This window comes from Peribacillus sp. NPDC097895 (assembly GCF_050277555.1).
Taxonomy (GTDB): domain Bacteria; phylum Bacillota; class Bacilli; order Bacillales; family DSM-1321; genus Peribacillus.
Map to the genome: position 1 here is coordinate 1,851,806 of NZ_JBNNSH010000001.1, position 14,691 is coordinate 1,866,496.

The 14,691-nt window shown below is 39.0% G+C and carries 10 protein-coding genes; 9 read left to right on the forward strand and 1 reads right to left on the reverse strand.

Translation table 11 applies throughout. The annotated features are described in order from the left end of the window. Positions 1–44 precede the first annotated feature (44 nt). The 6 genes from ACQKMH_RS08910 to pabB all read left to right on the forward strand — a co-directional run bounded on the left by ACQKMH_RS08910 (position 45) and on the right by pabB (position 9,340). Positions 45–713, forward strand: a complete 669-nt coding sequence (locus tag ACQKMH_RS08910) for an FMN-dependent NADH-azoreductase (RefSeq protein WP_427587024.1) — start codon at positions 45–47, stop codon at positions 711–713. Between the two features lie 118 nt (positions 714–831). Continuing rightward, positions 832–2,628: an oligoendopeptidase F gene (gene pepF, locus ACQKMH_RS08915; protein WP_427587025.1), complete on the forward strand. Its 1,797-nt coding sequence runs from the start codon at positions 832–834 to the stop codon at positions 2,626–2,628. 235 nt (positions 2,629–2,863) lie between these two features. Continuing rightward, positions 2,864–5,110 carry an AAA domain-containing protein gene (locus tag ACQKMH_RS08920; protein ID WP_427587026.1) on the forward strand — a complete coding sequence of 749 codons (2,247 nt, stop codon included), beginning with the start codon at positions 2,864–2,866 and terminating at the stop codon, positions 5,108–5,110. A gap of 283 nt (positions 5,111–5,393) precedes the next feature. Next, entirely contained in the window at positions 5,394–6,392 is a 999-nt protein-coding gene (locus tag ACQKMH_RS08925) for an LLM class flavin-dependent oxidoreductase (RefSeq protein ID WP_427587027.1), read from the forward strand. A gap of 93 nt (positions 6,393–6,485) precedes the next feature. Next, positions 6,486–7,508 (forward strand): LLM class flavin-dependent oxidoreductase, encoded by a 1,023-nt coding sequence (locus tag ACQKMH_RS08930; protein WP_427587028.1) that lies wholly within the window; start codon positions 6,486–6,488, stop codon positions 7,506–7,508. A gap of 86 nt (positions 7,509–7,594) precedes the next feature. Continuing rightward, positions 7,595–9,340 (forward strand): aminodeoxychorismate synthase component I, encoded by a 1,746-nt coding sequence (pabB, locus tag ACQKMH_RS08935; RefSeq protein ID WP_427587029.1) that lies wholly within the window; start codon positions 7,595–7,597, stop codon positions 9,338–9,340. 1,245 nt (positions 9,341–10,585) lie between these two features. Here the strand turns inward: pabB and ACQKMH_RS08940 are convergent. Continuing rightward, the gene (locus tag ACQKMH_RS08940) at positions 10,586–11,980 is read right to left on the reverse strand and encodes a PLP-dependent aminotransferase family protein (RefSeq protein WP_427587030.1); all 1,395 of its coding nucleotides are present in this window, start codon (positions 11,978–11,980) and stop codon (positions 10,586–10,588) included. A gap of 133 nt (positions 11,981–12,113) precedes the next feature. On the opposite strand from ACQKMH_RS08940, the gene pdxS reads away from it, so the two are divergent. From pdxS to ACQKMH_RS08955, 3 genes are all read left to right on the forward strand, one after another. Continuing rightward, entirely contained in the window at positions 12,114–13,001 is an 888-nt protein-coding gene (pdxS, locus tag ACQKMH_RS08945; protein WP_427587031.1) for a pyridoxal 5'-phosphate synthase lyase subunit PdxS, read from the forward strand. A gap of 1 nt (position 13,002) precedes the next feature. Further along, positions 13,003–13,602 (forward strand): pyridoxal 5'-phosphate synthase glutaminase subunit PdxT, encoded by a 600-nt coding sequence (gene pdxT, locus ACQKMH_RS08950; protein ID WP_427587554.1) that lies wholly within the window; start codon positions 13,003–13,005, stop codon positions 13,600–13,602. Positions 13,603–14,110: 508 nt separating this feature from the next. Beyond that, positions 14,111–14,686: a TetR/AcrR family transcriptional regulator gene (locus tag ACQKMH_RS08955; protein ID WP_427587032.1), complete on the forward strand. Its 576-nt coding sequence runs from the start codon at positions 14,111–14,113 to the stop codon at positions 14,684–14,686. The last annotated feature ends 5 nt before the right edge of the window (positions 14,687–14,691 follow it).

Here is a 14,691-nt window from a genome sequence, read left to right on the forward strand (position 1 = left end):
ATGTGAATGTATCAATTGCAGTTAATTCGAGATATATGGATTAAATGCTATTTGAAATACTAAACAAACTATTGGGGGAACAGATCATGTCTAAAGTATTATTTGTTAAATCAAACGACCGCCCAGCGGAACAAGCTATTAGTGTGAAAATGTATGAAACGTTTTTGAACACATACAAGGAAGCAAATAGTCAAGATGAAATAACTGAATTGGATTTATTTAAACTTAACTTACCTTACTATGGTAATACAGCAATTACTGCGTTATATAAACGTAGCCAAGGCATGGAACTGACTGAAGAAGAAGTGGAAATTGCTGATATCGTGCAACAATATTTGAATCAATTCCTTGCTGCCGACAAAGTAGTATTTGCCTTCCCATTGTGGAATTCAACGGTTCCTGCACCGCTTGTAACTTATATTTCTTATCTTGCTCAAGCAGGTATAACATTCAAATACACAGCTGAAGGTCCTGTCGGTTTAGTTGGAGATAAAAAAGTGGCTTTACTAAATGCAAGGGGATCGGATTATGCATTGCCAGGCATGGATGCTGGCGAAATGGCAGTGAAATACGTAACGATGAATTTAAGATTATGGGGTATTACAAACCCAGAAACTGTCGTTATCGAAGGACATAATCAATATCCAGATCGTACACAAGATATCGTTGCAGAAGGATTAGCGAAAGTTGCTGAAACTGCAGCAAAATTCTAATTAAAAAAAAGAAAAACCAGTATGTAATTTTAGCATACTGGTTTTTCTATGCAGATTTTTCTGAAAGTCGATTATAATAAAGGGTAAGCCTATAAGCATGAAAGGAAGTGCGGATAATATGCAAACGTATAAATCGCGTGACGAAATAAAGAGTGAAGAAACATGGAATTTGAAGGATATTTACGGTGATCAGGCTAATTGGGAAAAAGACTATCAAGAAGTCCTGGAGATGACAGAAAAATTAAAAACTTTCGATGGTCATATTCAATCTGCTCAAGATTTATTTGAGTATTTACGTTTAAGTGAGGAGCTTGGTTACATTTATAACAAGTTATATGTGTATGCCATGCTGCAAACAGACTTGGATACACGGGTTACATCATCACAGGCATTACTTGATCGAGCTGGTCAGCTAGGACAGAAAATTAGTAATGCATCTTCATTTTTCATGCCGTTTCTCTTAAGCTTGGAGGAATCAACATTAAAAGGGTACATAAAAGAAGTTGAGGGTTTAAAATATTTCGAAGAAGATTTACTTGATTCATATCGCTATAAAGACCATGTGTTAACGAAAGAACAAGAAGAGGTACTTTCCCAAATAGGCGAGGCATTTTCAGCACCTCAAAAGACATTTGGAATGATCAACAACGCGGATATTAAATTTGGAGATGTCACAAATGAAGAGGGAGAAAAAGTAGAGCTTACTCGAGGGATGTACTCTAAATTAATTGAAGACGATGATCGTGACAAAAGAAAAGAAGCGTATATCGCTTATTATCAGCCATATATACAATTAAAAAATACTATCGCATCCACACTTTCCACTGCCATCAAAAATAATGTGAACCTTTCGAAACTAAGACATTATCCGTCTGCATTGGAAAAATCCTTATTTGGCGATCAAGTACCAAAAGAAGTATATGATAACTTGATTATGTCTACTAAGCAAAATATCGGTCCGATGCATAAATACATTCATTTAAGGAAAAAACTGCTGGGAGTAAATGAATTACGGGCTTATGATTTAAGTGTACCGTTGGTCGAGGGTGCTAAAGAGGAAATTTCTTATGATGATGGTTTTGCTTTGATGGTGGAGGCACTGAAGCCTCTTGGCGAGGAGTATATCACGATTTTGAAAACTTTTAAGGAAAAAAGATATATCGATGTTAGGGAAACACCTGGAAAACGCTCAGGGGCTTATAATTTAGGTCTTTATGGTGTTCATCCGTTCATCTTATTAAATCACCGTGATGATTTAGATAGTGTATTTACACTTGCACATGAATCTGGTCATGGCATGCATTCCTACTATAGCTCAAAATACCAGCCGCAAATAACTGCAGGGTATTCCATTTTCGTGGCGGAAGTAGCATCAACCGTGAATGAAATTCTGCTTATACGCCATTTAATTAAGACAACAAAGGACGTGCAAAAGAAAAAGCACTTACTTAACCATTTCATAGATAGTTTCAAGGGTACATTCTTTACACAGGTGATGTTCGCGGAATTTGAAAAGATCGTACATGAGAAAGCTGAAAATGATGAACCCTTGAATGCCGAAGTTTTTAATACAGCTTATGAATCGATATTCCGCACTTATAATGGAGATGAAATAATTTTCGATGAAGAAGTGAAGTATGGCTGGTCAAGGATTCCTCACTTTTATCGACCGTTTTACGTGTATAAATATGCTACGGGTTATGTTTCAGCGATTACGATTGCAGATAAGATCCTTTCCGGGGATCAAAAAACACTTGAAAGTTATTTGGCCTTCTTGAAAAGCGGGAGTTCGGATTTCCCATTGGAATTGCTTAAAAAAACGGGCGTAGATTTAACTAAACCTAAACCGATCGAAAATGCAATGAGGATTTTCAGTGAACTGGTCGACCAATTCACGGATTTGACAAAGGTCTAATCAAAACCATTTCTTCCAAAAGAGCCCATGGTATGTGTGTTTAAAAAATGTTATAGTTAGACTATTGGTGTAAAGAGAGGCCCAATCTTTTTGATTGGGCCTTATTTTATATGTTAAAGAAACACGTACCTGCACGATATAAGTCATAGGGATCAACGTATTTTCTACATCGGAGCCCAGCTAAGGGCCAGTTTCTTTATACATTAAATGGCATATATTGTGAGGAAAGTGAAAAATGAATTCGACAGTTAATTATATAAAAGAATGGCAGCAGGCCCTTCAACTTGAAATCCTGCATTTGAAAAAATACGGCAGCACAAAATACTTGGTTTCTAACGGCCATCTACTTACTAGTGATGGTTCTTTCAGCTATTACTTTGAAACAGGTTCATCGATAAAAATTCCTGTAGGTGCGATCGTTCGACTGGAATGGGGAGGAATTAAACAGGATGGAAGGATTCTCTCTTCGGAAGGGAAAAGTATAATCATTGTTTTTGAACGCTCGTTAGGCGATATGATCAGCGAAGCATTTTTATATCATGATCCTTGGGAATTGCTTGAACAATTGATTATCCGCTTGGATGAAATCAAACGAAGCAAAAAGAAAAGGCTTAGGATCAAACGCCTGATGGATCCTTCCATGCCGCAAAAGCATCCTGTAATCGAAAGTCAAAGCAGTGTCAAAGAATTATATGCCCGTTCGAAGTTCAATCCGGTCACTTTTGTCTGGGGACCACCTGGAACCGGAAAAACCTATACATTGGCACGAACAGTGGCCAATCATTATTTACAGGATAAAAAAGTGTTGGTCTTGTCTCATAGCAACCAGGCTGTTGATGTTTTGATGGCTGAAATTTCTTCCTTCATTAAAAAGAAAGATCGTTTCAAAGAAGGTGATGTGCTTCGCTATGGGTCTCAAGCAGGTGAATCTTTAGCCCTTCATGAAGATATTGTTACGGGGCAATTATTAGGGAAACATGAACCGATATTAGTTAAGGAAAAAGAACAGCTTGCAGAAGAGAAACGATTATTAAAACACGAGCTGTCAGGCTCCTTCAGTAAAAGAGATACCGATCAATTAATCGAGTTAGAGAAAAAACTGGCAAGAGTATTGGAGAAAATTCGCCTAAAAGAGATGCAATTCGTAAAAGAGGCGAAAATCATTGGTACGACATTGGCTAAAGCCGCAAATGATGAAACGGTTTATCAAAAGGAGTATGATCTGGTTATCTTGGACGAAGCAAGTATGGCTTACGTACCACAGGTGGCTTTTGCAGCAGCGATATCAAAACATATAATCGTTTGCGGTGATTTCAAACAATTGCCACCGATTGCTTCGGCACGTGATTCCCTCGTGAAACTTTGGCTGAAAGAAGACATCTTTCATCGGGCAGGTGTCGCTCAGTCAGTGGAGGAAGGGGAACTTCACCCTCATTTATTCCTATTGAAAGAACAGCGCCGCATGCATCCTGATATTTCAGCATTTACTAATCGTGTCGTCTATAACAATTTTGTCGGTGATCATGAAAGTGTTTCAACTAGCAGGGAGAGCATAATGGTGGCTGAACCTTTCGCCAATAAGGCAGCAGTACTTGTCGATACCAGCTTATCTGGGGAATATTGCATCACTGAACGTACTTCTCACTCGCGAATGAATCTTTGGCAATTACTTTTATCTTTTCAACTGATTCATGAGGCCTATGTTGGCGGGGCAAGGTCCATTGGTTATGTGGCTCCTTATCGTGCACAGTCAGACTTGATGGAAAAATTATTGGATGATTTATATGAAAAAGAACGGCAAACATCTGATATCATCGCTGCAACTGTACATCGTTTCCAGGGTAGTGAACGTGATATGATGATTTTTGACTCAGTTGATAGTTATCCGCAAAACAGGGCGGGAATGCTATTGACTGGAAGAGAAAGTGAAAGGCTGATAAATGTGGCGATAACAAGGACAAAAGGGAAGTTCGTGCATGTTAGTGACACTTCTTTTGTTAATAAACACGTTTATCGCAGTAAAACCCTTCGTCAGCTTGTCGATCATCAAATTCAAAATGATCAACTTGTGGCAAAGAAAGACATTGGGAAATGGGTTAACCATCAGCACCCGAAATTACGGTGGATGCATGCCCGGAAATTGGGGGATTTTTTAGAAGATATCGAATCCTCAAAACAAGAGATCGTTATGGCAGTGCCTGATTTGAACAGCCTGTCAGAAGAATGGCAGCAATATTTGATGAAACGAAACCCCGAAGTGAAATTTACGATCATTTCATCAAAAAGAAATCCTGATGTCATCTCAAATCAATTCATTTGTTTGCCCGTTTCCTTTTCATTTTTTATCTTGGATAAACGAGTTATCTGGTTAGGTTTGCCTGTTGAGGCGAATGATCGGGTTCAGCCCCCTTTTTTAGCGGCTCGCTTGGATTCGCCAATAATGGCTGATGAATTACTATCTCAATTCAAAAAAAGTGAATAGTACTTTGAAAGACCCTATTTTCAGGGTCTTTTTGTCATAACGTGTATATTCCTTAAAAGACCTCGTAAGAATATAGGCTAATTGTGAGTTACATACGAATATAACATATTGAAACAATAACCTCGCTAGAATATATAATACACTCTTACTCTCAAATCTCGTTTTAACTCCTAATAAAATCAGCTAAAGGCTGCAAACTAAAATATCCAAGCAAGCTTTTTAAGCGACTTTCGATTGGTTATGTTTTACCATTATGTTACGAAAGAAAAGAGGGGGCGCAAAAATGAAGCTAAGCATTTTAGATCAATCACCAATTGCAACCGGTCAAACAGCTCAAGAAGCATTGCAGGCATCACTTCAACTTGCACAGGAAGGAGACAGGCTTGGTTACAGCAGGATCTGGTTAACTGAACATCATGACCTGCCGGGACTAGCCTGTTCCGTTCCGGAGGTTTTGATCAGCTACATAGGTGCACAAACAAAAAATATTCGAATTGGATCAGGTGCAGTGCTGCTTCCGCATTATAAGCCATTTCGGGTAGCAGAGACCTATAATATGCTTGCCACTCTTTTTCCAGGCAGGATTGATATGGGACTGGGGCGTGCTCCTGGGGGATCTGCCGAAGCTACGATGGCATTATCCGATAATTTTCTGCAGAATGTTTACAAAATGCCTGAACTAGTTAAGGAACTGTTGCATTTTCTAAGAGATGATTTTCCGACAGGCCATTTGTTTACAAAGACCTCTGCTGCTCCTGTCCCACAGATTTCTCCTGAACCATGGATATTGGGAACAAGCGAAAAAAGTGCAAAACTTGCTGCAGAGAATGGTACTGCATACGCATTTGGTGAATTTATGAGTGAAAATGATGGAATGCAAAGTTTTCAGCAGTATCGAGAACACTTTCAATCAAAAGGAGTGCTTAAGGGGTCAAAAACGATCGTTGCTGTTTCGGCCATATGTGCAGAAACCGAGGAACATGCGAAAGAAATCGCTCTTAGCGAGACACTATGGAAAATTCAAAGTGGTCATGGGGAAAGAAAACAGGTACCAAGTATAGAAGAGGTAAGGGAACATGTTTGGAGTGAAAAAGAAATAGTACAGAAGGAAACTATGCAAAAAAAACTGATATTTGGTACACCTTCTCAAGTGAAGTCTCGCCTTTTGGAAATTCAGGAGGCATATCAAGCAGATGAAATAATGATCATAACCATCACTCATAAGTTGGAGGATAGGCTGAATTCGTATCGATTGATCGCTAGGGAACTACTGAACAGCTAATCACTTCGAGCATTTTGTGTGCATTTTTTCTGCATTTTCTATATGATGGCTTTGCGTCCTTTTAAACATAAATAAGAGAAAGAAGTTGAAGATATGAATGCTGATCACCATGCAAAAAAACTTAGCGACATTTCTTATTCCGTTCTGGACCTGGCTTCTATTGTCGAGGGTGGTACAGTTTCGGGAGCTTTTAAAAATACAGTCGAATTGGCTAAACATGCGGAGCAATGGAATTACAATCGTTTCTGGGTTGCCGAACACCATAGCATGCCTGGGATCGCAAGTTCTGCAACGTCAGTGCTAATAGGGTATGTTGCTGGAAGGACAGAAAGAATTCGCGTGGGTTCAGGCGGCATAATGCTACCGAATCACGCACCACTGGTTATCGCAGAACAATTTGGAACATTGGAAGCAATGTATCCTGGTAGAATAGATTTGGGGCTTGGTCGTGCTCCAGGAAGCGACCAATTTACTGCCATGGCACTCCGGGGCGATGTGCGAAATAACGGTCAGGATTTCCCGGAACAATTGGCACAGCTACGGAGTTATTTAGATGCAGATTCAAAACATAATCGAGTCCGTGCCATCCCTGGTGAGGGACAGGACATCCCGATTTGGCTGCTTGGGTCTAGTGGTTTCAGTGCAGCATTATCAGCACAGTTAGGTCTGCCATTTTCTTTTGCAAGCCATTTTTCCCCTGAAAATACTCAACCAGCTTTAGCTCGTTATCGCAATAATTTCCAGCCATCAGAAGTTCTGGATAAACCGTATGTGATGGTAGGCGTCAATGTTTTTGCAGCTGATACATCTGCAGAAGCGCAAAGGATTGCTACATCTTATCAACAGCAGTTCTTGAATTTGATACGGAACACGCCTGGTCAACTTGCTCCTCCAGTTGATACGATGGAAGGCATTTGGACAGAATATGAAAAGTCCATTGTCATGAAACAGCTGAATGCTTCGATCATAGGAAACAAGGAAGAGGTAAAAGAACAGTTGCAGACCTTTTTAAATGAAACACAGGCAGATGAAATGATAATAAACTCTGCCATATATGATCAGGATGCACGCCTTCGTTCTTATGAAATCATTGCAGAAGTTACTGGAATGAAATAAGTGTCAATGAGCTTGCAGATGATGTGTCTGCAAGCTTTTTTATAAAATACATAACGATAGACCTATGAAAAAGGCAGGAGAGAAGAATGAAACGAGAAGATCCTATATCATTAATATTTCACTTCACTGATAAACAAGGAGACAGCAAACCGCTATATTTTACGAACCCGAAAGAAGTGTGTATTGCCCATTCAATCGATGAAGTCCTTCCTCAATTTCAAAAAGTCCAGGAAGCGATTGAACAGGGATATTATGCAGCAGGATATGTTTCGTATGAAGCGGCACCTGCTTTTGAAAAGTCTTTTAAGGTAAAAAACGGAGCCACAATGCCTTTATTATGGTTCGGGATTTTTGAGAATCCGGAAGAATTACCGGAAAAAATGCCCGGTACTTTTCAATTGGCTGATTGGAAATCCGAAACGGATTCAAAAACCTATCATTCAGGATTTGAAAAGATAAAGTCCGAAATCGAGATAGGGAATACGTATCAGGTGAATTATACTATGCGTTTGCAATCCATGTTCGAAGGGGACGATTTTGCCTTTTTCGAACGCTTAAAGAGAGCACAACGATCGAACTACAGTGCTTATTTGAATGTGGGAACACATCGAATACTCTCAGCTTCCCCCGAGTTATTTTTCCGTTGGGAAGATGATCAGCTAATTACCCGACCTATGAAAGGAACGGTGAAGCGGGGAACGACACTAAAAATGGATCAGGTCAATGCAGACTGGTTAGCAGCCTCAGAAAAGAATCAAGCTGAGAACTATATGATTGTTGACCTGCTCAGAAATGACCTGGGTATGATTGCAGAACAAGGAAGCGTAGAGGTTCCAAAACTTAAGGAAATTGAAAAATATCCGACCGTATGGCAGATGACATCCACGATAACAGCTAAAACGAAAACAGAAACAACAATCATTGATATATTCAAGGCGCTTTTTCCATGTGGATCCATTACAGGAGCACCTAAAATAAAAACGATGGAAATCATCTCTGAAATAGAGAATTCACCGCGTGAAGTGTATTGCGGTGCAATTGGATTCATCACTCCGGAGTCCGAAGCTGTTTTTAATGTGCCGATTCGTACGGTTGTAATCGAAAAGGGGACAGGTAAAGCTGAGTATGGAGTAGGCGGTGGAATCACTTGGGATTCTGAGCTATTGGAAGAATATGACGAAGCCTTTTTAAAGGCCAAATTATTGACTGTGGAAAGGCCCGCTTTCGAACTTTTGGAATCGATGAAGCTCAGCGATGGAGAATATTATTTGTTGAATGATCATATCGATCGAATGAAACAATCTGCTGATTACTTCAATTATCGGTTCCCTGAATTGGATCTTAGAGATCAACTGCAAAAGTATGCGGATTTAAATCAAGGAACAGTGCAAAAAGTAAGGGTATTACTTAATGAAAATGGGGATTTTGAAGTATCCGGACAAGCAATCAAGCCCCTCGATTCAGAATTAAAGGTCATCGTGGCTGAAACTCCCATATCAAGTGGAAATCCATTTCTTTTTCATAAGACGACGAATCGTGAAGTATATGAAAGTTTTCAAAAGTATAATCCTGACTTCTATGACGTTCTGCTTTGGAATGAAGAAGGAGACATCACGGAATTCACGAATGGAAATGTTGTGGTGAAGATAAATGGGGACCTTTATACCCCTCCGGTTGAATCAGGTTTACTTGCTGGCACTTTTCGAGAGGACTTAATAAGGAAGAAGGAAATCAAGGAAAAACTAATTTCAAAGGCTGATCTTAATATGGCTGAGGAAATTTGGTTTATTAATAGTGTGCGGGGGAGATTAAAAGTACATTTAACATTCTAAATGGATATGTAGTGCTGAAAAAGAATAGTTAGATATGCATAGCAATTTGTTGAGTTATAGTTGATGATGAAGGCTAGATATCCATTACTAAAAAAACTATGGAGATGGATGAAGTCTTCTTGGTGAATCCAGATTACGGTTCTAATCAGGAAAACACAGTCGTTCAAGCAGAACATGGCTGAAGACAGCTAGGATAGGTTTGCAGATTTTATCGTTGAGGCTTTTCCCGAAACCAGGCGGATGGAGGGGATCATTGAATCACCATTAGCAGAGATTCCTTCCATGCAATAAAAGGTCTTCGGAATAAGTTTCAAAATTGATGACCCCCATTCTAAGCTGTAGCTACCATACAGGATAGTGGGTTATTTGAACTGCTCTGAAAAAAGGGCTGAGATAGAGGGGTATTTTTTAGAGCTTTCTGCTCTCGCAGGTGCATTTGGTCCCGTCCAACTTTTGTCACATTTGGAAGAAAGGGAATATCTTATGAAACAAAAACTGTTGGATAAAATGAACCAGTCCACTCATATCATTTGGACGACATACGGCAGCATGGTACCAAAAGCTATGATGGGACAATATTTATCTAAAAGATAAAAAAATGTCCAAAGTGTTGATTTTCTCAGTTTAAAGACAAAAGGGTTTTGGAATGGTCTCATTCCGAAACCCTTTTGATTTTTTTATTGGATTTGAAGCAGGTTGGAATGAATAAGCAAATTGTTTTGTACGTTCGTATTTGTCGCACTTACGTATCAAAACTTTTTTTTGAAGTGGTCTTTACGGTCTTCGTTCATCTTATTTTGGAGTTTTTGATAAGCACCCGTTTCTTCTGATCAATCCGCTTTTCAAATTTACGCTTATTCCATTCGCCTTCAATTGTGTGGAATCAACGAAAACGTGTTTCTGTACCAAGTAGCTGTATCTCTTTAGCACTCTTTAAAGTGACGCTCGTAGTTTTTACAGAAGAGAAACTTTATCATGAAAGCCGGTACCCAAAACAAGCGATAGGCTTTGTCCGTATATATCTCTTTATTGGCCTTAGACTCCTTCGGGAAAAGTGCGTCCAAGGGGAGACCCCACAGGCGCAAAGGCGCCATGGAGGCTGCCTACCGCCCATGGAAAAAGCGAGCGTTTGCAATGGAAATCAACGTTCAAATAGAACAAGCCATAAAAAAACTGTAGGCAAACTCGATTTTCAGCGAGTTTGTCTACAGTCTGAGAAGATCACAGTCGTGAACTTTTTGTTCTTTATAAACCCCATGAGTTCAATAAAAGGTGAATCGCTTTTTCCAATTCAGATTCTGGGATCCCTGCAAAGCCCAATATGATTTTGGGAGGATGTTCGTCAAATTTTTCAATTGAATATGAGGATAAGCCATAAATTTTAATATGGTGTTCGTTTGCCTTTTGAATGAGTGTTTGCTCATCCATGCCGTTCTTCACGATCAGGACGATATGTAAACCTGACCGCTCACCAATGATGGATATTTGTGAATGGGGCTTAAACAAATCGATCACTTTATCCAACTTGCGCCGGTATACTTTCCGCATCCGGTTTAAATGCTTTTCGAAATCCCCTTCCTTCATGAACTGTGTCAATACATGTTGATCAATCCTTGAAACGGTAGAATGGTAAAAAGATAATTCCTGTTGATGCCTTTGTAACAACGGAGCGGGAAGAACCATATAACTGATCCGAATGGAAGGCATCAATGATTTGGAGAATGATCCTAAGTAAACCACCTTTTCTCCAGCATCCATACTTTGTAAGGAAGGAATTGTTTTTCCACTATAACGAAATTCACTATCATAATCGTCTTCGATTATATAACGGTTTGCTGCTCCTTGAGCCCAGTTCAACAATCGCGTCCTTCTGTTAACGGAAAGGATCGTCCCATAGGGAAAGTGATGGGATGGCGTGACATACACTACGTCGATATTTGAATCTTCAATTGGGTTGACCTTTACACCTTCCTCATCAATTTGCAGGGGATGGACTTCATTAGGGTAGCTTCGTAAAATCCGGTGTATCAAGTGATAACCAGGATCTTCTACACCATATATCGTATTTTTATCGAAAAGAAGGACAAGCTGCTGCAATAAAATTTCCATTCCTGCGCCAATGATGATCTGTTCAGGGACACATTGAACACCACGTGCATGATACAAATAATGCGCAATTTCACACCGCAATTCATATTCCCCTTGGGAATCGCCCAGTAAAAGCAAATCTTGATGTGATTCATCGATTTTATTTTTTGTATATTTTCGCCATTTTTCAAATGGGAAGTTTTCCGTGTCAATTTGGCTGGGATGAAAATGATACAGCAACTCCCCTTCAGTACGATTCATTTGTTCCAAGGAAACTTGGTTCGTTTGCGTATACTCCAAATCTTCGTACGTTTGAATATAGTACCCTTTTCTTGGTATGACTTCAACATATCCTTCAGCAGTTAACTGTTCATATGCAGTTTCGACAGTATTTTGACTGATCTGAAGGAACTCTGCCAATTTACGTTTTGAAGGCAGCTTTGTACCAAAAAGAAGACGGCCATCAATAATCTCTTTTTTAATATGTGAATATAATTGTTCGTACAAAGGTACATCACTAAACCGATTTAAATCGCATGAAAGCATATTCATTTTGTTTCCACCTTTTTAGATAAAATATACTGAACCTATTAAATTTATTAAAACTGACACTTTCAATGCGGTCAACATTTTTTTATACTAAGCCTAACAAATCTAAAAAATGCAAATATTAGGGGGAAGAGAAATGGAAAAATTATTAGGAACTGAAACAGTAAAAAGAGGAATGGCACAAATGCAAAAAGGTGGCGTAATTATGGACGTCATTAATGCCGAACAAGCAAAAATCGCAGAAGCATCTGGTGCTGTTGCAGTTATGGCATTGGAAAGGGTACCTTCAGATATTCGTGCTGCTGGTGGAGTAGCAAGAATGGCAGATCCGCGAATTGTCGAGGAAGTAATGAATGCTGTTTCCATACCTGTCATGGCTAAAGCAAGAATTGGTCATATTGTAGAATCAAGGATCCTGGAATCAATGGGAGTGGATTATATCGATGAAAGTGAAGTGCTGACTCCTGCTGATGAAGAATACCATATTCTAAAAAGTGATTTCACAGTTCCTTTCGTTTGTGGTTGTCGTGATTTAGGTGAAGCTGCACGCCGTATTGGCGAAGGAGCATCGATGCTTCGTACAAAAGGAGAACCAGGAACAGGGAATATTGTGGAAGCTGTGCGTCATATGAGAAAGGTACAGTCACAAATTCGTAAAGTAAGTATCATGAGTGAAGATGAATTAATGACAGAAGCAAAAAATATTGGTGCCCCTTTTGAAATTTTAAGAGAAATCAAACGGACAGGTAAATTGCCGGTAGTTAACTTTGCAGCTGGCGGAATTGCCACTCCTGCAGATGCAGCACTGATGATGGAATTGGGAGCAGATGGCGTATTTGTCGGATCTGGTATTTTTAAATCGGATAATCCAGAAAAATTCGCATCGGCAATCGTTCAAGCGACTACATATTTCACTGATTATGAATTGATAGGCCGATTGTCTAAAGAGTTGGGCAGTGCAATGAAAGGAATTGATATTTCCAAACTAGCTCCAGCAGAACGGATGCAGGAACGTGGTTGGTAATATGATAACGATCGGTGTTTTGGGATTACAGGGTGCAGTTGAAGAACACTTGAACCAAATCAAAGCTGCTGGCGAACAAGCAATCATAGTAAAAAAACCAGAACAGTTGGAAGAAATCGATGGCTTAATCATTCCAGGCGGAGAAAGCACTACGATGAGAAAACTAATGGATCGATACGGATTTATGGAACCAATTAAAACTTTCTTCGAAGATAAAAAACCTATTTTCGGTACATGTGCGGGGATGGTATTGGCGGCCAATCACTTGACTGGTGATGAGGATGCCTATCTTGAACTAATGGACATTTCCGTGAAAAGGAACGGATTTGGACGTCAACGGGATAGTTTCGAGGCCGATCTTTCAATCGAAGGATTGGATGAACCATTTAAAGCTGTTTTCATCCGAGCGCCATTCGCGGAGGGTATTGGAGAAGATGTAGAAATATTGGCAGTATATGAAGAGAATGTTGTGGCTGCGAGACAAGAACATGTCCTTGTCAGTGCGTTTCATCCAGAATTAACAGGGGATGATCGTTTTATGCAACTTTTTATTCAAATGGTAAAGACATCTATAAATAAAGCTGAATTGAAAACCTGCTAAACATCATAAAGCTGTCCTATTATTAGGACAGCTTTTGTATGCTCCTATCCAAAAAGGGTACGATAAAAATAAATATATTGCTTGAATTTACCATTCGATAAATCTATACTAAATAAGTGAGTGGTCACTCACATATTTAGTATAGATCATTGAAGAGGACCATGTCGTTGTAGCATATATTAATGAAAAAATGGAGCGGGATACTCGTTTTAATCAAGGTTATAAAGAATGCAAGAGATATGCGCGGAATAATAATGTGCCCTGAAGCGATTGCAAAGTCTGTCTATCTTAAAAAACGGATATGATCAGTTGAAGCGTAGTCATGGTTGATGATGGCTATGCATCTTATACATGATTTTTTGGAAAAGAAAACATTTCATAGACACTCTTTTCTACAAATGGGATCTCTCAAAGATCAAAGGTAATAATGACCGTTAAGTACCATATAAGAATAATGAAAAAATGATGGGTGAAACGGATTTATCTTTTTAAAAGAAGGTTGATATTTTTGAAAAAAGGGCAGCAAACTAAAGAACGTATCATTAATGTAGCCCGGACTCTTTTTGCCACTAAAGGTTTTGATATGACCAGGACGAATGAAATTGCCTCTGCGTGCAATGTTTCCGAAGCTACTATTTACAAATATTTTGTTAGTAAAAAAGATTTACTTTTGGCTACAATTACACCTAATGAAAAAGAAGAGTCTGAAGAAGGGATCAGCCATCTATCTACAGATGATCTTATGGAGAATCACGTTTCCACAATGATAAAGAAAATTCTTGAAAATAAAGAACAGTTTTCAATATTATTCAGGGAAACACAACTCGATCAAGATATTTCAAAACAATATATTGAACAAATTTTTAAGCCGAATGCCAAGCATCTTGAAATACAGAGGAGAATAGATAACGGAGAGATACAATATATCTCTGATATCACCCTATTTAATGTTGGGATTATTTCTTTTACATTGGCATTATCAACTCATAATGAGATCCATCACCAGAAAAAGGAACCATATTTTAGTTCTGAACGAATCAATAGCATTGCTCAGCTTTTAGTTTATGGTATCCATGGAAAATAAAATCA

Excerpts from the sequence above, each read along its gene's own strand:
- ACQKMH_RS08910 (WP_427587024.1), top strand. The coding sequence starts at position 45 with ATGCTATTTGAAATACTAAACAAACTATTGGGGGAACAGATCATGTCT.
- pepF (WP_427587025.1), top strand. The coding sequence starts at position 832 with ATGCAAACGTATAAATCGCGTGACGAAATAAAGAGTGAAGAAACATGG.
- ACQKMH_RS08920 (WP_427587026.1), top strand. The coding sequence starts at position 2,864 with ATGAATTCGACAGTTAATTATATAAAAGAATGGCAGCAGGCCCTTCAA.
- ACQKMH_RS08925 (WP_427587027.1), top strand. The coding sequence starts at position 5,394 with ATGAAGCTAAGCATTTTAGATCAATCACCAATTGCAACCGGTCAAACA.
- ACQKMH_RS08930 (WP_427587028.1), top strand. The coding sequence starts at position 6,486 with ATGAATGCTGATCACCATGCAAAAAAACTTAGCGACATTTCTTATTCC.
- pabB (WP_427587029.1), top strand. The coding sequence starts at position 7,595 with ATGAAACGAGAAGATCCTATATCATTAATATTTCACTTCACTGATAAA.
- ACQKMH_RS08940 (WP_427587030.1), bottom strand. The coding sequence starts at position 11,980 with ATGAATATGCTTTCATGCGATTTAAATCGGTTTAGTGATGTACCTTTG.
- pdxS (WP_427587031.1), top strand. The coding sequence starts at position 12,114 with ATGGAAAAATTATTAGGAACTGAAACAGTAAAAAGAGGAATGGCACAA.
- pdxT (WP_427587554.1), top strand. The coding sequence starts at position 13,003 with ATGATAACGATCGGTGTTTTGGGATTACAGGGTGCAGTTGAAGAACAC.